Source organism: Pseudomonas sp. TCU-HL1, assembly GCF_001708505.1.
In the GTDB taxonomy this organism is placed as follows: Bacteria; Pseudomonadota; Gammaproteobacteria; order Pseudomonadales; family Pseudomonadaceae; genus Metapseudomonas.
Window position 1 is genome coordinate 5,412,724 of the sequence record NZ_CP015992.1, and the last position, 17,678, is coordinate 5,430,401.

Consider the following 17,678-nt stretch of genomic DNA (forward strand, 5'->3'; position numbering starts at 1 on the left):
GTAGTTATCCCCCTGCCGTGGCCCTGAAGGTCAGGTGCACGTTGGTGCCGGCGTTTTCCCGGCTGTCGATGCTGACTGCGCCACCAAAGCGTTCCACGATCTTGCGGACCAGCACCAGGCCGACGCCCAGGCCGCCACGCTTGGTGGTATGGAAGGGTTTGAAGGCCATCTCCAGCATGGCGGGCGACATGCCGCCGCCGGTGTCGCTGATGGTCAGGGTGAGCCACTGCCGGCGCACATCCGGTTCCAGGCAGATCGCCAGGCGGCCACCGCGCGGCATCGCTTCGATGGCGTTGGAGAGGACGCTGCCCAACAGTTGCTGCAGCAGCACCGGGTGGCTGACCACCTTGGGCGCCTGTCGCGTCTGCCAGTCCACTTCGATCCCCGCATGGCGGATCTGCGGTTCGTAGGCAGCCAGGGTTTCCTCCAGGGCATTGGTGAGGTCAACTGGCTCCTGGTCACCGGCAAGCGGGCGGGCCGACAGCAAGAGCTCGCGCACCCACTTCGACATGCGGTCCACCTGGGTAATGATGTCGCCGAGGTTCTTGTGCAGCGGCCCCGGGTCCACCTCCAGCGCCAGTTCGGCACTGGAGCGGATGGACGCCAGCGGGTTGCGCAAGCTGTGGGCGACGGCGGTGGACATCTCGCCGAGCAGGGCGAGGGTTTCGTTTTCCACCAGTTGCCGTTGCTGGTCGTCCACCAGGTGCGAAGCGTGGCGCACGAACCAGAACAGGCTGAGGTAGATGGCAGCACCGCCCAGGGCGGTGGCAGCCCAGAGGAGGATGAAGCCGCGCTTCATGCGGGCAATCAGGTCCACCGGCTCCTTGTAGATCTCGATGACGGAAAGTACTTCACCCTGGCTGTCCTGCAGCGGGATGAAGCTTTCCAGGTAGAGCCCGTGGGGAGCCCGCAGGAAGTAGCGCTCCACCGGGTGCTCGCCGTCGCGGTGGTCGACAGTCACGGTGCTGCGCGACTGGATGGCATCCTTGAGCCGGCTGTCGCTGGCAGCATGGCGCCCCACCAGCTCCGGGCGGGTGGACCAGATCACCACGCCATCGGGCGCGTAGACGTTGGCCAGGAGCACATCGGGCAGACGCACGATGTGGTCGAAGAACTCTTCGTGAGACTTCACCAGTTGCTCGTGGGACACCCCGAGACGGGCGCCATCCACGCGTTTGTCGAGGAACTCGCCCAGGGTCAGGCCGGGGGAGAAGTTGCCGTGGATGACCTCGACGTCGGCAATGGACTTGATGAACTGCGCGCTGAGCATGGCATCGCGATCGATGCTCTCGCTCATGAGAAAGCGGGTTGCCGCCAGACCGAGCAGGATGGCGACCACCAGGATGATCACCAGGCTTACGAGGGAAAACCAGCGGAACAGATTGAAGGGCTTTGTAGCCAGCGCCATCTTCATCGAAACCTCCCCATGTGTGACCGACGGTTCGCGCGCAAGGCGAGCGTCAAAAGGGACCGCCGGTCGGGCCGGCAGCTCCTGCGCCGGCTCCGGGTAGTTATAGCGCAAGCGCCTCTATTCGCGGCCCTACCGTTCAGCGGCTGCCAAACAGAAGGGCCGGGAACCCCCCAATTCTCCACCCACTTTTTCCCCAGTTCTGGGGTGACAGTCCCCAGCTCCGGCACAGGCCGCTGACGAGCCTTTTCAAAATGTTTCAGGTCCCGGCCGCGAACCAGAGCGGCCGGCACGCTCTGGCATGGGAGTTGCGCCCTCACCCTGTCAACGACGGGCCTCCCGCCCATCGGAGCCGGACAAACGGCGAAGTTAATCGACTGGAAGGGCGACACCATGCACAACGCACTGCCGAAATACGTGCTCCCGCTTCTGCTCGGACTCACGGTCGCCCCGGCCAAGGCCGGTCTCTACGCGGTCGACCAGACTACCTTCACCCAGGCCAACGGCTTCTTCCCGGCCTGGTACCAGGACACCCATGGCCGCGCCCTCGACCTCTGCCTGTCCAAGGCGCTGAGTTCCCGCGTGGCGGGCGCCTTCATGTGCAACCTGTTGCCGAACCCCGGCGTGTTCGACGACACCCAGCCGGTTGCCTTCCCCACCAACTTCCCTGACGAAGCCTTCTGGTTCACCGGCGATGCCGCTATCACCGATGCGGCCACGGGCATCAACCTGCTCTATGTTTCTGCCGTCGAGGCGGCCTTCGGGGGCGGCCTGCCAGCGGCCGGCGACCAAGTCAGCTTCGCGCGCATCCGTATCCGCGTGACGGTGCCGGTAGCAGGCACCTACACCATTACCCACCCCTACGGCGTGGACGTGTTCGACGTCGACACACCCGGGACCCGCGCCATCAACCTGACCCGCGACATCGGCATCGGCGCGCCGGGGGATTTCAGCGGCGCGCTGACTGGCAACATTGGCCCCTTCCTGCGCTCGGTGAACGGCCCCTATATAGAAACCGACCCGGTCAGCAACCTACCGGAAACCTTCATCGGCGACCCCAACGTGCTAGAGGAAGTCACCGGCAGCCCCTTCGGGACCAACTTCGTGCGCGTGGAGGGCCCCAACGGCCTGCGCGTCGAGACCCGCTTGTTCGCCATCTCCGGCAAGCTTTCGCAGGTCCCGCTGGCAACGCCGCTGCTGGTCGAGCGCGCCACATACTCGCGCGGCGGCACCGCCAGCGCACCAGGAGCCACCCAGCAGGACTTCTTCGTACTCGCCCCGCCGGCACCTGGCACCGTGACCTACAGCGCCGGCACCAGCGGCACCATGCTGGGCAGTGCCACAGGCTCGTGGTACGGCCAGTCGCCCAGCACCCCGGTGCCCAACGGCAGCGTGTCGTTCACGGCGGAGAACGCGACGGCCATTCCCAGCAGCACGGCCACCACCAAGACCGTCCCGCTGGTCGACCTGGTCACCATCAGCCGCGCCGAATACAGCATGGGAACCGCAACCCTGACGGTCGAAGCCAGCTCCAGCGACCAGGCCGGCACGCCGGTGCTGACCGCCGAGGGCCTGGGCACACTGGCCAACGGTCGCTTGCAGCTTCCGGCGCAGCCCCTTCCACCGGCAACCGTGCATGTGCTCTCGAGCAACGGTGGTTCCGATACCGAAGAAGTCCTGATTCTCCCCTGAGAACAACAATCACCTGCCGCAGGCAGGTGAACGGAGGCAGTCATGTTCAAATGGCCAGGAATACTCACGATGGCCCTGGGCCTGCTCATCGGCATCCCGATGGCCGAGGCCCAACTGGCGGCGGTGGCGCCCAGTCCGCATACCGCAGCCAGCGGCTATTTCCCGCGCTGGTACCAGGACGCGCAGGGCGTTCCGCTGGAGCTCTGCCTGTCCAAGGCCGTCAGCTCGCGGGTACCCGGCGGCTTCATGTGCACCCTGCTGCCGAACCCCGGCATCTTCGACGAAACCAAGCCCATCGCCTTCCCGGGAAACTTCCCGGATGAGAGCTTCTGGATGCTCGCCGAAACGAGCATCGACGACCCCGGCAACGGCCTGCAACTGGATGTGTACGTGGCCGGTGTCGAGGCCGCCTTCGCCGGAGGCGTGCCGCGGCAGGGCGACCAGCAGGGCTTCGCGCGCATCCGCATCCGGGCCAGCGTGCCGGTCGCCGGCACCTACAAGGTCATTCACCCCTACGGCGTGGACACCTTCAATGTCACCGCGCCCGGCCGCCGCGCCATCAACATGACCCGCGATATCGGCATCGGCGCGCCGGGCGACTTCTCCGGCGCCCTGGCTGGCAACATCGGCCCGTTCCTCACCCGTAACGGCCCGCTGTATACCGAAACCAACCCGGAAACCGGCGAGCTGGAAACCTTCGTCGGCGACCCCAACATTGCCGAATCCGTGACCGGCAGCCCCTTCGGGACCAACTTCGTGCGCATCGAAGGCCCGAACGGCCTGTTCATCCAGTCCAACCTGTTCAACCTGTCCGGCAAGGTGTTCTCCGGCGGCGTGGCCAGCGAGATCGGTGTGGACCGTGCCACCTACAGCCGTGATGCCCAGCGCACCTGGATCTCGGTGTTCGCCAGCTCCAGCCCGAACGCCACCCTGTGCTTCCGCGAAAGTCTCGACCTGGTAGGCGACCCGCCGTCACCCTGCCAGTTCACCATGGCCGGCGATGGCAGCGGGCGTTTCTTCGGCCAGGACGTGGCTCCGGCCAGCCTGCCGCCCTTCGTACTGATCACCGCCAGGGACGACATCACCAACACCGCGGCAACCACCCAGACCCAGCCCCTCACCGACATCGTCAAGATCGGCCAGGCCCGCTATTCCTGGCCGAACAAGACGCTGACAGTAGAAGCCAGCTCCAGTGACGAGGTGCAGGTGCCGGTGCTGGTGGCCGAGGGCTTCGGTCGGCTGCTGTCAGTCAGCGGCGCGACCCAGCGCCTGGTGGCCGCGAACATCGAGCACCCGCCGACAAAGGTCACGGTGAAATCCGCTGCCGGCGGCAGCGACACGGAATTCGTGGTGATCGAAGGTTCCCCCGCAACCCAACCGGCCAACCAGCCGCCCGTGGCCAACCCGGATGGCACCAGCACCACCGCCGGCGTACCAGTGACCCTGAGCCTGTCGGCCAATGACACCGACCCGGACGGCAACCTGCCGCTCGCCATCGCCAACCTCGGCACCGTCACCCTCGGCACCCTGGCGCAAAGCGGCAATGGCGCGGTGATCTACACACCTCCGCCCCAGGTGGCCGCCACCCAGGTGGTGACCTTCAGCTACCAGGTGCGCGATAACCTGGGCGCCCTCTCCGCGCCCACTACCGTGAGCATCACGGTACGGCCGAACCTGCCGCCCAACGTGACCGCCGACACCGCCACCACCCGCGCAGGCGCACCCGTGGTGATCAACGTGCTGGCCAACGACCTGGACCCGGAAGGCAACGCCATGACGGTGGTCAATCTGACCCCACCGGCCGCCGGGTTCGGCACCGTGGCCACCAACGGCACGACGGTGACCTACACCCCGCCGGCCACCGTGACCACCAGGTTCACCACCACCTTTACCTACCAAGCGCGGGACTCCATCGGCGCGACCTCCACCACGGCAACGGTGACCGTCACGGTGAACCCGGCCGTGGCCGCCGATACCCTGACCGTCACCAACGCCCAGGTGCAGGCACGTTCCAATAACCGCTTCTCCTGGAACTTCGAAGGCACCACCTCGCGGCCCCAGGGCAACCAGATCCGCATCGAGGTCACCGGCACCCAGGGCACCGTCCTGCTGGGTACCGCCGCCCCGGCGGCGAACGGACGCTGGCGGCTGTCGGTGAACAACTCCACTGCCGTGGTGCCCACGGCCAACCCCCGCGTCACGGTGCGCTCCACCTTCGGCGGCGTCAGGACCTCCGCCATCACCGTCCGCTGATCGCTGCGCTCCAGTTGCCCCCCGGCCGAGGTCTGGCCGGGGGATTTTTTTGCCTGAAAGGCGCGATATCCCCTGTGCGAATTCATTCGCGAAGGGCCGCGCTTTCTATCCGCCAGGCGGAGCCCAGTCAAACACCGATGGTGGATAAAAGAGCGTTGTCCACCCTTGTATCTCGACTTGAGCCTCCTCAGAGGCGATAGTCCCCGACTGATCATCGGGGGAGGAACCGCAAGCCGTGTCCACCCTAAAGCCTCGAGCTTGTAACGTAGATTGCGCTGCGCTCCTCCGCACTCATCCAGTAAGTCCGAACGGTATCCAGAGCTTTGAGCTCGCATCAACAAGGTAGGACGGATGCAGTGACGATCAGCCCTTCACAGGAGAACATGATGGGAGTTGTTGTCGGCATTGATATTGCCAAGCACACATTCGATATCGCCACCTTGCAAGCCAACGGCAAGTACCGCACCAAGGCCAAGCTGGGCAATGACCAGGGCGGCTTCGAAGTTTTGCAGCAGTGGTTGAGCAAGTACGCAGAGCCGCAGGCCTGGGTCGTGATGGAAGCGACAGGTATTTACCACGAGGCCCTTGCCCAATGGCTGTACGGACGGGGTTACAAGGTCTGCGTGCTAAACCCTAGCCAGACGGCGCGTTACGCCAGTAGCCAGTTGCAGCGCGTGAAGACCGACAAGGTCGATGCCAAGATGATTGCAGAGTACGGCCGCAGGCATCAGGACAAGCTGCGTGCCTGGGAGCCTGAAAAGCCGAAGATTCGCCGCCTCAGAGCACTTACGCACCGCCTGAAAGATCTTCAGGAGCTGGAGCAGATGGAGCAAAACCGTCTGGATGTGACGCATGATGACAAAGCTATTGAATTGATTCAGTCGATGCTCAAGCACATCCGCCAACAGATCCAGGACACGCTGGCGGCGATCGAAAAACACTTCGACGACAACGATGATCTCAAGGGGCAGCGGAACCTGCTCAAGAGCATCGATGGCATTGCAGACCGAACCGCGGGACTCTTGCTGGCCGAGCTTGGCGATATCCAGCGCTTTGAGGACAGTCGAGCGGTCACCGCCTTTGCAGGACTGAACCCGAAGTTGCAAGACTCAGGCACGCTCAAGGGCCATGTTCGTATCTCGCGGATGGGCTCTGCCAGGTTGCGCGCAGGACTCTATCTGCCAGCCGTCGTATCCCTGACCTACAACCCAGCTATCCGCGCGCTGGCCGAGCGCATGCGCGGCGCCGGTAAGGCCGGCAAACAGATCGTCTGCGCAGCCATGCGCAAGCTGCTATGCATCGCTTATGGCGTGCTTAAATCAGGCGAGCCGTTTGATCCCAAACTGGCTATTGCGAAGTAAAAAACAAGACGGTATCTACATATGGCCTCGTCCCGAGCCGCCGGCCGCCCCAAATCAGGGCATTCTCGGTGGTACCGACCAGAACACCTTCAGCCTGCTGGCCAAGGTGCACTTCTGATGCCTGCGGGGCCCGTCGCAACGACGGGTCCCGCTGTCTTGCGCCGTGCCGAACGCGAGTAGAGAATGCGCAGCAGTCTCCGCCTGCAGTCAGATAAGGAATCTTCGGATGGCCAGCGACAGCGCTCTAGCAGCCCCGCGCACCCGGGGTGAGAAAGTGGTCACCGGTGGCTGGATCGCCCTCGGCATCATCATCCCCATCAGCTGCCTCTTCTCCGACGAATCCTTCGACTTCTCCGCCAGCCTGGCGCTCCTTTCCCTGATCACCCTCTGCGCCGCCTTCGCCTGCTGGCCGAAGCTCTTCATCACCCCAATCAACTGCCGCAAGCTCTGCGACGAAGTGCCCCGTAGCAGCTCCATCGCCATGGCCGTGTTCGTCGGCCTCACGGTACTGCGCGGCTTTGTCGAACTGGTGGCCTGATTACCGCAGCGCGGGAGCCTCGTAGGTTGGTGCAGAGCGCAGCGAAGCCCAACATTCGGGGGCGCCCCTTGCGTTGGGCTTCGCGTAGTTCAGCCACAACCTACACGGCCATGGCCCATCGTTTCCATTTCCGGCGCACATGAAAAAGCCCCGCGCAGGGCGGGGCTTCTTCATGGGTGGATCGATCAGGCGCCGGCCGGAGCCACACCAATGATCTCGGCACGGCTGCGCACGAATTGCGGCAGCAGCGAACCCACGACCATGCCGAGGAAGCTGAACAGCAGGCCAGCCAGTTGTGGCGGCCAGAAATCGGTTTCCTGGTAGGTCATTTCCAGCAGGCCCCAGGAACCCAGACCGGCAGCGATGGCCAGCAGCGCACCCTGGGTGGTGGCGCGCTTCCAGAACAGACCGGCGAACAGCGGCACGGCCGCGGCAACCAGGGTCACCTTGTAGGCGTTGCCAACCATCTCGTAGATGCTGGAAGTGGAATTCAGCGCGAACAGACCGGTGGCGAAGGTCATCGCCAGCACGCTGCAACGCATGGCCAGCAGCGCCTGGCGGTCGGTCATGTTCGGGATGAAGCGCTTGAGGATGTTCTCGGTGAAGGTCACCGACGGCGCCAGCAGGGTGCCGGAGGCCGTGGACATGATCGCCGAGAGGATGGCGCCGAAGAACATGATCTGGGCGAACAGCGGCGTACGCTCCAGGATCAGGCGCGGCAGGATCATCTGCGAGTCTTCGGCCAGCCAGTGCTGGACCATCGCCGGGTCGATCATCTTGGCCGAGTAGGCGAGGAAAATCGGCAGCATGCAGAAGCACAGGTAGAAGCAGGCACCGGTCATCGAGGCGCGGGCAGCGATGTTTTCGGTCTTGGCCGACATTACGCGGGCATACACGTCCTGCTGCGGAATAGAGCCGAACATCATGGTCACTGCTGCCGCGAGGAAGGCGACGATATCCTTGGCCGACGTGCCATGGATGAAGGTGAACTTCCCTTCAGAAGCGGCTTGGCTGATCACCGCCGCAGGGCCGCCAGCCATGTCGCCGACCAGCCAGGTCAGGTAGAACAGGCCAACCACGATAATCATCATCTGCAGGAAGTCAGTCATCGCCACCGACCACATGCCGCCGAACAGCGTGTGCAGCAGGACGATGAAGGTGCCGATCATCATGCCTTGGGTGGTCGTCAGGGCACCGTCGGACAGCACGCTGAACACCACGCCCAGGGCGGTGAGCTGAGCAGCGACCCAACCGAGGTAGGAGGCAATGATGACCAGGCTGGTGAGCAGTTCCACGTTCGGGCCGAAGCGCTTGCGGAAGAAGTCACCGATGGTCAGCAGGTTCAGGCGGTAAAGCGGACGGGCAAATACCAGGCCCACCAACATCAGGCAACCGAACGAACCGAAGGGGTCTTCAATAATCCCGGCAAAGCCTTCTTCCAGGAAGGTCGCGGGAATGCCCAGCACGGCTTCCGAACCGAACCAGGTGGCGAACACCATCGCCACAACCAAGGGGAAGGACATGCTCCGTCCGCCGGAGGCGAAGTCCTTGGAGTTCTTGACGCGGGTGGAGGCGTAGAAGCCGACAGCGACAGTGATCAGCAGGTAGATCGCAACAAACCAGATCAGCATTTGTTCTTGTTCCAGAGGCACGCCCGTCGGGCCGGGAACCTGAGGGGCAGGCGCCTCGACTGACGGAGTTTTTGTTATTGACGGCGAAGTCCGGCACGGGGCGAACCAGGCGGTTACCACGGAGGCGAAGTCTGCCAAAGACGTAAAATATGTCAAACAATTAAGATGTAGATGAGCAAAAAAAGCGACAGAACGCTTCTGACCACACGGACAAGACTCGCCGCAATACCCTGATTTGAAGCGCTTTTCAACGTCACCTTGTGACTAGCCAGTATTTTATTTTTTACATGGTCCGTTGATTAAGAACGACACCACACTACCGTTCATCGCCAGTTGACAGGCATCTGCTAGCATCCAGGCCTCATCGCCATGGAGCCGACCCGCATGTACGCGCTGAACCACCAGCAGACCGAGGCTTACCTGCACCACCTGGACACCGCCGCGCCGCAGCAGCCTGACCTCGCCAACCTCGACCGGCTGATCGTCGCCCACCAGCGCCGGGTGGCCTTCGAGAACGTCGACGTGCTGCTCGACTGCCCCATCCACATCGATGCCGATTCGGTATTCACCAAGGTCGTGGAGCGCCAGCGCGGTGGCTACTGCTACGAACTGAACAACCTCTTCGCCCGCCTGCTGCTCGCCCTCGGCTACCAGGTCGAACTGCTGGGCGGCCGCGTACGCTGGGGCCTGCCGCTGGATGCGCCGCAAACCATGCTGTCCCACCTGATGCTGCGCGTGCAGCTGCCCGAAGGCCCGCACTTGGCAGACGTCGGCTTCGGCTCCGCCACGCCCTGGCGCGCCGTGCCCCTGGAAGGCCCGATGCTCCCCGATTTCCCTTACCGCCTGCGCCCGCAGGACGACGACACGGGCGAGGTGCAACTGGAAAACTTTCGCGCCGAAACGGGCTGGGCGGCCTGCTACCGATTCGGCCCGGACGTGCACGCCTGGGTCGATTGCATCCCGCGCAACTGGTACACCTCCACCCACCCCAACAGCGTGTTCCGCCAGATGCTGATGACCGCACGCAGCGAAGGCGAGTGGCGTCTGACCCTGGCCAACGGCACCTTCAACAAGCGCCACCGCGATGGCCGGGTGGAAAGCCGCAAGATCGAGCACGCCGCCGAACTGGTCGATGTGTTGCAGAACGACTTCCTGCTGAATCTCACGGACGACGAGATCGAGCCGTTGCGACAAAGACTGGAAAGCCTGCTCAACGGCTGAGGGTAGGGTGCGCTGTGCGCACCGCTGTTCCGTGCCGAACGGCTGGTGCGCGCGGCGCACCCTACGGTGGAGCCTTGGGTTTGATTGGTGGACCGGTGAAGCGTGGTCCACCCTTGGTAGCTCCACCCGCGCAAGAGGACATGCCCATGTCCACCGCTGACCACCTTCGTGCCCTGCACGAGCAGGGCTTCACCCTCCTCCCCGGCGTGCTCGACGCACCCGCCATCGCGACTCTGCGTTCCCTGATGGACCCGCTCCAGCCCATCCACTGGGATTACACGGGCCTGGTGGATGACCACTTCAAATGCGTGTTCAACCGGGGGCCGGAATGGCTGCCCTACCTGGACCTGCCCGGCGTGATCGAACTGGCCGAAGCCGCACTGGGCGAAGATTGCCATGTGATCGGCCAGACCGCCTGGCGCTGCCACCCAGGCTTTGTCGGCGCCGACCTGCACCTGGATTACCTGGCGCTGGAACTGCCGGAAAGCCTGCTGGCCGACCCGGCTTTCTCGCTGCCGATGCAGATATGCACGGCGCACCTCTACCTCGACGACATCGATGCCGACCTCTGCCCCACCCTGGTCATTCCCGGCAGCCATCGATCCGGCCGCAAACCCCGGCCCGGTGAAAGCGATTGGCGCGGCAAAGTGCCCGAAGCCGTGCTGTGCCGGGCAGGCGATGTGCTGATGTTTCGCAGCGAGCTCTGGCACGCCGGCAGCCGCAACCGCACCACCGAACGCAGCCGCTACCTGCTGCAGATGCACTACGGAAGGCGCATGGTGGCGCAGAAGTTCTCACCCTACCTGCGCTTCCACTTCAACCCCGACGTAGTCGCCGCCTGCACCCCGCGCCAGCGCCGCCTGCTGGGTGATCACGAGGCGGCCGAATACGACTGACGACGAAAAACCGAGCAAGCGCTTCCAGCCCAGACGCCATGGGCCATCCACGCGCTTATCCCAAAGATACCCACAGAGCCGCCCACAGTTTTTGTGAGCATCAGCCTACGGCGCGAGCGACTCTATCTTTCCCTTGTGGGAGCGAATTCATTCGCGAAATGGCACTCCATCGCAACCGGCCGGCCTGCAGTCGAAACCTTCTGAACAAAATCCAACCACCCTCCTGAAAGCCACGAAAACCGAGCCCTACAGCCATCCACCCCAAAGCTATCCACAGCTTGCCCCACAGATTCCGTGGGTATCTGCAACGGGCAATCGGGCGCCCTGGGTTGCACCCCGAGCGTGCATGAAATGTGCAACCCAACACAGCCCACCTGGCTCGGGCCCTGGCGTCATCCATCCAGAAGATATCCACAACCCTTTCCACAGAAAATGTGGGCACGCCCGCATCAGCCTGATCTTTACTCAACACAGACCCCGGAGCAGGAAGCCTTCCATGTGCCCCACCCGCCTCACCGCCTTGTTGCTCCCGCTGATGCTCCTGGCCGGTTGCTCCGGTTTCGGCACACGCGACCCGTTGCAGGTCGACCTCGCCGGTATGGAGCCCATCCCCGGCGAAGGCCTGGAAATGCGCTTCAACCTCAAGCTGCGGGTGCAGAACCCCAATGAAAGTGCCATCCGCTACAGCGGCGTTGCGCTGGAGCTGGATCTCAACGACCTGCCGCTGGCCAGCGGCGTCAGCAGCCAGAGCGGCACGGTGGCGGGTTTTGGTGAAAAGCTGATCGAAGTGCCGGTGACCCTCTCGGCCTTCTCGGTGCTGCGCCAGGCCTGGAACCTCACCGGCGGTAGCCCGATCCAGAATGTGCCCTACGCCCTGCGCGGCAAGCTGGGTGGCGGCTTCTGGGGCACCCGGCGCTTCACCGATGCAGGTGTACTGAGGATTCCCGAGCCCATGGATACGCCCTGAGCTGCAGCCGGCGAACTATCGCTGCAGGCACACCAACAGCCGGTTCGCCGCGGAAGATTCAGACAGGTAAAGCGCTCGATGCACGTGCTTACGAAACCGCATAAGCGGCAAAGCGATGGCAAAACCTTATATAATCTGCGGTTTTTCGTAACACCGAAGACGAGGTACGCCGTGAGCACCCTGCCGCCCTGCCCCAAATGCAACTCCGAATACACCTACGAAGACGGCGCGCTGCTGATCTGCCCCGAGTGCGCCCACGAGTGGCCCGCCGATGCCAGCAGCGAAGCGGCCAGCGATGACAAGGTGATCAAGGATTCCGTCGGCAACGTCCTGCAGGACGGCGACACCATCACCGTAATCAAGGACCTCAAGGTCAAGGGCTCCTCCCTGGTGGTCAAGGTCGGCACGAAGGTGAAGAACATCCGCCTGGTCGACGGCGACCACGACATCGACTGCAAGATCGACGGCATCGGCGCGATGAAGCTGAAGTCGGAGTTCGTGCGCAAGGTGTGACGAACCTCTCCAGCCTCCGATGGTGGACTGGTGAAGTACGTAGGTTGGGCTGAGCGCAGCGAGGCCCAACAAAGCGCCTGCCGACGCTACTCAAGGCTCCTGCAATACCCGCAACGCCGCAGCCGCCAGAAAGCCCGAACGGCTCTTCTGCTCCGGGTGGTTCCTCACGTAATCATCGATGCGATTGAGCAGATAGCCCGGTAGCGTGATGTTCAGTTTCTCCGCCTTGCCCATGTAGCGGGTCACGTCTATATCCACCAGTGCCCAGGTGCAGCCGGCGTACTCCGGATTCGCCGCATGGAAGGTCACCTTCCGCGCCACCGGAATCGGCGCGCCCTCCTCCGCCAGAATTTCCAGATGCCCCTCGATGGCCTCGCGCGCCATGGCCATCGCGTCGTCCAGATCATCGCCAGCAGAGAAGCAGCCGGGCAGGTCCGGCACCTCCACTCCCCAGGCGTGCCCATCGTCACCGGGAAGAATCGCGATTGGGTAAAGCATGAGGTAGCTCCTCCGGGAGAGATGAAACGGACTCACTTGAGTCCGGCCTGTTTGAGAATGCTCGCCGCCGTTCGCGGCAGCAGGTCCTTCTTCGGGTGGGGAATCGTCACCAGGCCCGGCTTCGTCGGGTGTTTGAAGTGGTGGTGACTGCCCCGAGTCCTGACCAGAAACCATCCATCGGCCTCGATCAGCTCCATGAGTTGTCGGCTATTCACGTCCGGTCCTTGGCGCGGAATTAGTGGTTATAGTAACCACCAATCACAAAACTGCAATTCTCTGGTCGATAGATTGCCACTGGCCGCCCGCTTCGCAGTATGGTCAGGCATCCACACCCCCAGGGACGAACCATGGCCGTCAAGCAGCAAGCACCCCGCCAGCAAAAGCACCTGGCCGTCCTGATCGACGCCGACAACGCGCCGGCCGCCATCATCGGCGGACTGTTCGAGGAGATCGCCAAATACGGCGTGGCCAGCGTCAAGCGCATCTACGGCGACTGGACCGGCCCGCAGTTGGGCAGCTGGAAGAAGGTGCTGCTCGACCACTCCATCCAGCCCATCCAGCAGTTCGCCTACACCAAGGGCAAGAACGCCACCGACAGCGCGTTGATCATCGACGCCATGGACCTGCTCTACACCCGACGCTTCGACGGTTTCTGCCTGGTCTCCAGCGACAGTGACTTCACCCGCCTTGCCGCGCGCCTGCGGGAAGAAGGCCTCAGCGTCTACGGCTTCGGCGAAGAGAAAACGCCCAAGCCGTTCGTTGCTGCGTGCGACAAGTTCATCTACACCGAGATCCTTCGGGAAGACGCTGCCGAGCCCGCCAATGGCGGCAACGACAAAGCCCAGCCGGAACCTGCCGACACTTCCACCAGAGCCGCCAAGCCCAAGGCTCAGAAGGTGCCGGTGGACTTCATCGCCAAGCTCATCGACGACCTCTCTGATGAGGACGGCTGGATTCAGCTCGGCGCCCTCGGCCAGAACATCACGAAGCTGCGCCCGGAGTTCGACGCCCGCCTTTACGGCTTCCGCAAACTCAGCGACCTGATCAAGGGCCAGAACAAGCGCTTCGAACTCCAGGTGCGCGGCAGCAGTGCCAGCGGCGGCGAATCGCTCTACGTGCGCAATCGCAAGGCCGGGAAGTAGCCGTAGGCGCCAGCTTGCTCGCGAATGAAGCGGTACGTTCGCGAACAAGCTCGCTCCTGCGGATCGAAGCCGCGACGGTCATTCCGCCAGGGACTGACATGCGGAGGATAATTCGGTTGCCCTCCCTCCCACGGCCAAGCTAAACAGTCGTTCAACAAGCAACAGGATGCCACCGAGCGGAATGACTGATGAACACCAACTTCCTCAAGACCTACTACGAAGCCACGGTCACAAGGGCCGCCTACCCCATCCATTCCGGCCGGACCGACGCCCGGGTATGCATCCTCGGCGGGGGCCTGGCTGGCCTGTCGACGGCGCTCGGGCTGGCCGAGCGCGGCGTCTCCGATGTGGTGGTGCTGGAATCCCACAGCGTCGGCCACGGAGCCTCGGGGCGTAATGGCGGCTTCGTCTTCGGCGGCTACAGCCTGGGCAATGCCGACCTCCTCGCCACCCTGGGAGCCCAGGAAGCACGCCGGCTCTACCAACTGACGATCGATGCCGTCGAGCTGATCCGCACCCGAGTCAGGCTGTACGGCATCGACTGCGACCTGATAGACAAGGGCGTGATCCTCGCCAACTGGTTCAACGACCCGGCCCGCCTTGAAACGCCCCGTGCGTTGATGAAAGAAGCCTATGGGGTGGACTGGGAATACCTTCCGCCCGGCCAGCTGAGAGAGATGCTCAGGACCGAGCGCTATTTCGGTGGCCTGCTGGAGCGCAACGCCTTCCACTTCCATCCGCTCAAATACGTCGGCGGCGTTGCCCGTACTGTGGCCGGGTTCGGTGTGCGCATCCACGAGCACTCCCCTGCCCTGGCCATTGAAAAGCGTGGCGGCAAATACGTCGTGAAAACCCAAGGCGGTGAAGTGCATGCCGAGCATGTCGTCTTCTCGGGCGGCGGTTACGCGCGCGGCGTCTATCGCCCTGTCGAACGGGCCGTGCTGCCCATCGCCACCTATGTGGTCGCCACCGAGCCATTGGGCTCAAGACTGAAAGACGCCGTCGGCTGCGAGTCGGCGGTCTACGACACGCGCTTCGCCTTCGACTACTACCGGCCGCTGCAGGACAGCCGGATTCTCTGGGGCGGGCGCATCTCGGTGCTCGATCGCGGCCCGGAGGCCATTGCCAGCCTGCTCAAGGCAGACCTCGTGTCGGTCTATCCCCAACTGGAAGACGTTGAAATCCAGTACGCCTGGGGTGGACTGATGAGCTATGGCCGTCACCAGATGGCGCAGATCGGCCAGGACGATGACGGCATCTGGCACGCCATCGGCTTCGGCGGCCATGGCATGGCGCCGACCACGGTGGCCGGCGAGGTCCTGGCGGACGCCATCGCCCGATCCATCCCGATTCCTGGCGGCTTCAAGCGGTTCGGCCTGACCCGCACCTTCGGCCTCGCCGGACTGCTCGCCGCGCAGATGACCTACAGCGCCTTCCAGGCCCGCGACGCCTTCGACGCCCGGCGCCTGAACAGGTAACCGCGTGTCACCGCCCGTGATGGGTTTCGCTTCGCTCTAGCGGAACGCCGCCCGCGCCATCCTACGACGCGAGCACCTGTATTTCAGGACAAGTCAGGCGAGGCTCCACGGCCCAACCGGGAGACACAGTTCGTAGGATGCGGTGGAGCGACGCGATACCCATCATTGCCCACGCAAGGGCACTCAAGGAGAACACCATGACCGACAAGGACATCGCCGGCTTTCCCGTAGAAACCCGCGCCCAACTAGTGAAGCTGAAAGGCGTCGGCCCGACGGTGGTGAACCGGCTTGAGCAGATCGGCTTCCGCTCCCTGGAGCAACTGGCCAGCTTTGAAGCGGCCGACCTGACGAAACAGATATCGCAGATGATGGGGTCGACCTGTTGGCACAACAGTCCCCAGGCCCGTGGGGCGATCCAGGCGATCATCGACTTCGCCCGTACAAGCCAGTCCGCATGAGGCGCTCAGACGAAAAAGCCCCGGCAATCGCCGGGGCTCTTCATATCAACGCATCACTCAACCATTGCTCGGGAAGGCGAACTGCGCCGCCTCGTGGCTGGCGCGCTGCGGCCAGCGCTGGGTGATGGCCTTGCGACGGGTGTAGAAGCGCACGCCGTCCGGGCCGTAGGCGTGCAGGTCGCCGAACAGCGAGCGCTTCCAGCCGCCGAAGCTGTGGTAGCTGACCGGCACCGGCAGCGGCACGTTGACGCCGACCATGCCCACTTCGATCTCGTCGCAGAACAGGCGAGCGGCTTCACCGTCGCGGGTGAAGATGCAGGTGCCGTTGCCGTATTCGTGGTCGTTGATCAGCTGCATGGCGTCTTCCAGGCTGCCGACGCGGACGATGCAGAGCACCGGGCCGAAGATTTCTTCCTGGTAGATGCGCATGTCGGCGGTGACGTTGTCGAACAGGGTGCCGCCGACGAAGTAGCCGTCTTCATGACCGGCCACGCGGTAGCCACGGCCGTCCACCACCAGCTTGGCACCAGCGGCCACGCCGTCGTCGATGTAGCCGACCACCTTGTCACGGGCGGCGGCGGTGACCAGCGGGCCCATGTCCAGGCCGCAGTTGGTGCCGGCACCAATCTTCAGGGCCTTGATCTGCGGAACGATCTTGTCCACCAGGGCATCGGCGATCTGGTCGCCCACGCACACGGCCACGGAGATGGCCATGCAGCGCTCGCCGCAGGAGCCGTAGGCGGCGCCCATCAGCGCGCTGACGGCGTTGTCGAGGTCCGCGTCGGGCATCAGCACGGCGTGGTTCTTCGCACCGCCCAGGGCCTGCACGCGCTTACCGCGCTTGGTGCCTTCGGCATAGATGTACTCGGCGATCGGCGTCGAGCCGACGAAGCTGAGCGCCTTCACTTCCGGCGCTTCGATCAGCGCGTCCACGGCTTCCTTGTCGCCGTGCACCACGTTCAGTACGCCCTTGGGCAGGCCGGCCTGTTGGAAGAGTTCGGCAATCAGCAGTGTGGAGCTCGGGTCGCGCTCGGAGGGCTTGAGGATGAAGGTGTTGCCGCAGGCGATGGCCAGCGGGTACATCCACAGCGGCACCATGGCCGGGAAGTTGAACGGGGTGATGCCGGCCACCACGCCCAGCGGCTGGAAGTCGCTCCAGGCGTCGATGTTCGGGCCGACGTTGCGGCTGTATTCGCCCTTGAGGATTTCCGGGGCGGCGCAGGCGTACTCGACGTTCTCGATGCCGCGCTTGAGTTCACCGGCAGCGTCTTCCAGGGTTTTGCCGTGCTCTTCGCTGATCAGCTTGGAAATGACGGCTTCATTCTGCTCCAGCAGTTGCTTGAAGCGGAACAGCACCTGGGCACGCTTGGCCGGCGGGGTATTGCGCCAGGCCGGGAAGGCCGCCTTGGCTGCGTCGATGGCCTGCTGCACGGTGGCGCGGCTGGCCAGGCCCACCTTGCGGGTGGATTCGCCGGTGGACGGGTTGAACACGTCTGCGCTGCGCTCATCCTGGGAAATGCGCTCGCCGTTGATCAGGTGCGGGATAAGGGTCATGGGTGGGGTCTCTTGTAGGGCTATTGTCTGGTGACTCCCGGGAAGAGCGTTACCCTCTCCCCGGCCCT

Annotated in this window: 16 protein-coding genes; 11 read left to right on the top strand and 5 right to left on the bottom strand. The window is 63.9% G+C overall.

Translation table 11 applies throughout. The features are described 5' to 3' along the window. Positions 1 to 4: 4 nt before the first annotated feature. Positions 5 to 1,414 carry a sensor histidine kinase gene (locus tag THL1_RS24855; protein WP_069085730.1) on the bottom strand — a complete coding sequence of 470 codons (1,410 nt, stop codon included), beginning with the start codon at positions 1,412 to 1,414 and terminating at the stop codon, positions 5 to 7. Between the two features lie 387 nt (positions 1,415 to 1,801). On the opposite strand from THL1_RS24855, the gene THL1_RS24860 reads away from it, so the two are divergent. The 4 genes from THL1_RS24860 to THL1_RS24875 all read left to right on the top strand — a co-directional run bounded on the left by THL1_RS24860 (position 1,802) and on the right by THL1_RS24875 (position 7,252). Next, positions 1,802 to 3,100 carry a hypothetical protein gene (locus tag THL1_RS24860; protein WP_069085731.1) on the top strand — a complete coding sequence of 433 codons (1,299 nt, stop codon included), beginning with the start codon at positions 1,802 to 1,804 and terminating at the stop codon, positions 3,098 to 3,100. Positions 3,101 to 3,142: 42 nt separating this feature from the next. Beyond that, positions 3,143 to 5,353 (top strand): Ig-like domain-containing protein, encoded by a 2,211-nt coding sequence (locus tag THL1_RS24865; RefSeq protein ID WP_069085732.1) that lies wholly within the window; start codon positions 3,143 to 3,145, stop codon positions 5,351 to 5,353. Between the two features lie 356 nt (positions 5,354 to 5,709). After that, positions 5,710 to 6,714, top strand: a complete 1,005-nt coding sequence (locus THL1_RS24870; protein ID WP_237234745.1) for an IS110 family transposase — start codon at positions 5,710 to 5,712, stop codon at positions 6,712 to 6,714. Positions 6,715 to 6,940: 226 nt separating this feature from the next. Beyond that, complete coding sequence (locus THL1_RS24875) at positions 6,941 to 7,252, top strand: hypothetical protein (protein WP_069085733.1); 312 nt, start codon at positions 6,941 to 6,943, stop codon at positions 7,250 to 7,252. Positions 7,253 to 7,437: 185 nt separating this feature from the next. Here the strand turns inward: THL1_RS24875 and THL1_RS24880 are convergent, their stop codons facing one another. Further along, positions 7,438 to 8,883 (bottom strand): sodium:solute symporter family protein, encoded by a 1,446-nt coding sequence (locus tag THL1_RS24880; RefSeq protein ID WP_069085734.1) that lies wholly within the window; start codon positions 8,881 to 8,883, stop codon positions 7,438 to 7,440. A 384-nt stretch (positions 8,884 to 9,267) separates the two neighbouring features. Here THL1_RS24880 and THL1_RS24885 point away from each other — a divergent pair, with 384 nt between their 5' ends. The 4 genes from THL1_RS24885 (at position 9,268) to THL1_RS24900 (ending at position 12,480) form a co-directional block, all read left to right on the top strand. Continuing rightward, entirely contained in the window at positions 9,268 to 10,104 is an 837-nt protein-coding gene (locus tag THL1_RS24885) for an arylamine N-acetyltransferase family protein (RefSeq protein ID WP_069085735.1), read from the top strand. Positions 10,105 to 10,250: 146 nt separating this feature from the next. Continuing rightward, positions 10,251 to 11,000, top strand: a complete 750-nt coding sequence (locus tag THL1_RS24890) for a phytanoyl-CoA dioxygenase family protein (RefSeq protein ID WP_414703710.1) — start codon at positions 10,251 to 10,253, stop codon at positions 10,998 to 11,000. Between the two features lie 496 nt (positions 11,001 to 11,496). After that, the gene (locus THL1_RS24895) at positions 11,497 to 11,967 is read left to right on the top strand and encodes an LEA type 2 family protein (RefSeq protein WP_069085737.1); all 471 of its coding nucleotides are present in this window, start codon (positions 11,497 to 11,499) and stop codon (positions 11,965 to 11,967) included. 171 nt (positions 11,968 to 12,138) lie between these two features. Further along, positions 12,139 to 12,480, top strand: coding sequence for a zinc ribbon domain-containing protein YjdM (locus THL1_RS24900; RefSeq protein ID WP_069085738.1), 342 nt, complete (start codon positions 12,139 to 12,141; stop codon positions 12,478 to 12,480). A gap of 90 nt (positions 12,481 to 12,570) precedes the next feature. On the opposite strand, the gene THL1_RS24905 is transcribed toward THL1_RS24900, so the two are convergent. Continuing rightward, a complete protein-coding gene (locus tag THL1_RS24905; RefSeq protein ID WP_069085739.1) occupies positions 12,571 to 12,978 on the bottom strand; it encodes a type II toxin-antitoxin system HicB family antitoxin in 408 nt (135 codons plus the stop codon). A 32-nt stretch (positions 12,979 to 13,010) separates the two neighbouring features. Continuing rightward, a complete protein-coding gene (locus THL1_RS24910) occupies positions 13,011 to 13,193 on the bottom strand; it encodes a type II toxin-antitoxin system HicA family toxin (protein WP_069085740.1) in 183 nt (60 codons plus the stop codon). 132 nt (positions 13,194 to 13,325) lie between these two features. On the opposite strand from THL1_RS24910, the gene THL1_RS24915 reads away from it, so the two are divergent. The 3 genes from THL1_RS24915 to THL1_RS24925 all read left to right on the top strand — a co-directional run bounded on the left by THL1_RS24915 (position 13,326) and on the right by THL1_RS24925 (position 16,056). Continuing rightward, on the top strand, positions 13,326 to 14,120 hold the full coding sequence (locus THL1_RS24915) for an NYN domain-containing protein (protein WP_069085741.1): 795 nt from the start codon (positions 13,326 to 13,328) through the stop codon (positions 14,118 to 14,120). 188 nt (positions 14,121 to 14,308) lie between these two features. Then, positions 14,309 to 15,598, top strand: a complete 1,290-nt coding sequence (locus tag THL1_RS24920) for an NAD(P)/FAD-dependent oxidoreductase (protein ID WP_069085742.1) — start codon at positions 14,309 to 14,311, stop codon at positions 15,596 to 15,598. Between the two features lie 197 nt (positions 15,599 to 15,795). Further along, positions 15,796 to 16,056, top strand: coding sequence for a DUF4332 domain-containing protein (locus THL1_RS24925; RefSeq protein WP_069086627.1), 261 nt, complete (start codon positions 15,796 to 15,798; stop codon positions 16,054 to 16,056). 57 nt (positions 16,057 to 16,113) lie between these two features. Here the strand turns inward: THL1_RS24925 and THL1_RS24930 are convergent, their stop codons facing one another. Further along, on the bottom strand, positions 16,114 to 17,610 hold the full coding sequence (locus tag THL1_RS24930) for a CoA-acylating methylmalonate-semialdehyde dehydrogenase (RefSeq protein ID WP_069085743.1): 1,497 nt from the start codon (positions 17,608 to 17,610) through the stop codon (positions 16,114 to 16,116). Positions 17,611 to 17,678 lie beyond the last annotated feature (68 nt).

What these genes read in the sequence shown, in the direction of transcription:
- THL1_RS24855 (WP_069085730.1), bottom strand. Translation starts at nt 1,414, where the DNA reads ATGAAGATGGCGCTGGCTACAAAGCCCTTCAATCTGTTCCGCTGGTTT.
- THL1_RS24860 (WP_069085731.1), top strand. Translation starts at nt 1,802, where the DNA reads ATGCACAACGCACTGCCGAAATACGTGCTCCCGCTTCTGCTCGGACTC.
- THL1_RS24865 (WP_069085732.1), top strand. Translation starts at nt 3,143, where the DNA reads ATGTTCAAATGGCCAGGAATACTCACGATGGCCCTGGGCCTGCTCATC.
- THL1_RS24875 (WP_069085733.1), top strand. Translation starts at nt 6,941, where the DNA reads ATGGCCAGCGACAGCGCTCTAGCAGCCCCGCGCACCCGGGGTGAGAAA.
- THL1_RS24880 (WP_069085734.1), bottom strand. Translation starts at nt 8,883, where the DNA reads ATGCTGATCTGGTTTGTTGCGATCTACCTGCTGATCACTGTCGCTGTC.
- THL1_RS24885 (WP_069085735.1), top strand. Translation starts at nt 9,268, where the DNA reads ATGTACGCGCTGAACCACCAGCAGACCGAGGCTTACCTGCACCACCTG.
- THL1_RS24890 (WP_414703710.1), top strand. Translation starts at nt 10,251, where the DNA reads ATGTCCACCGCTGACCACCTTCGTGCCCTGCACGAGCAGGGCTTCACC.
- THL1_RS24895 (WP_069085737.1), top strand. Translation starts at nt 11,497, where the DNA reads ATGTGCCCCACCCGCCTCACCGCCTTGTTGCTCCCGCTGATGCTCCTG.
- THL1_RS24905 (WP_069085739.1), bottom strand. Translation starts at nt 12,978, where the DNA reads ATGCTTTACCCAATCGCGATTCTTCCCGGTGACGATGGGCACGCCTGG.
- THL1_RS24915 (WP_069085741.1), top strand. Translation starts at nt 13,326, where the DNA reads ATGGCCGTCAAGCAGCAAGCACCCCGCCAGCAAAAGCACCTGGCCGTC.
- THL1_RS24920 (WP_069085742.1), top strand. Translation starts at nt 14,309, where the DNA reads ATGAACACCAACTTCCTCAAGACCTACTACGAAGCCACGGTCACAAGG.
- THL1_RS24925 (WP_069086627.1), top strand. Translation starts at nt 15,796, where the DNA reads ATGACCGACAAGGACATCGCCGGCTTTCCCGTAGAAACCCGCGCCCAA.
- THL1_RS24930 (WP_069085743.1), bottom strand. Translation starts at nt 17,610, where the DNA reads ATGACCCTTATCCCGCACCTGATCAACGGCGAGCGCATTTCCCAGGAT.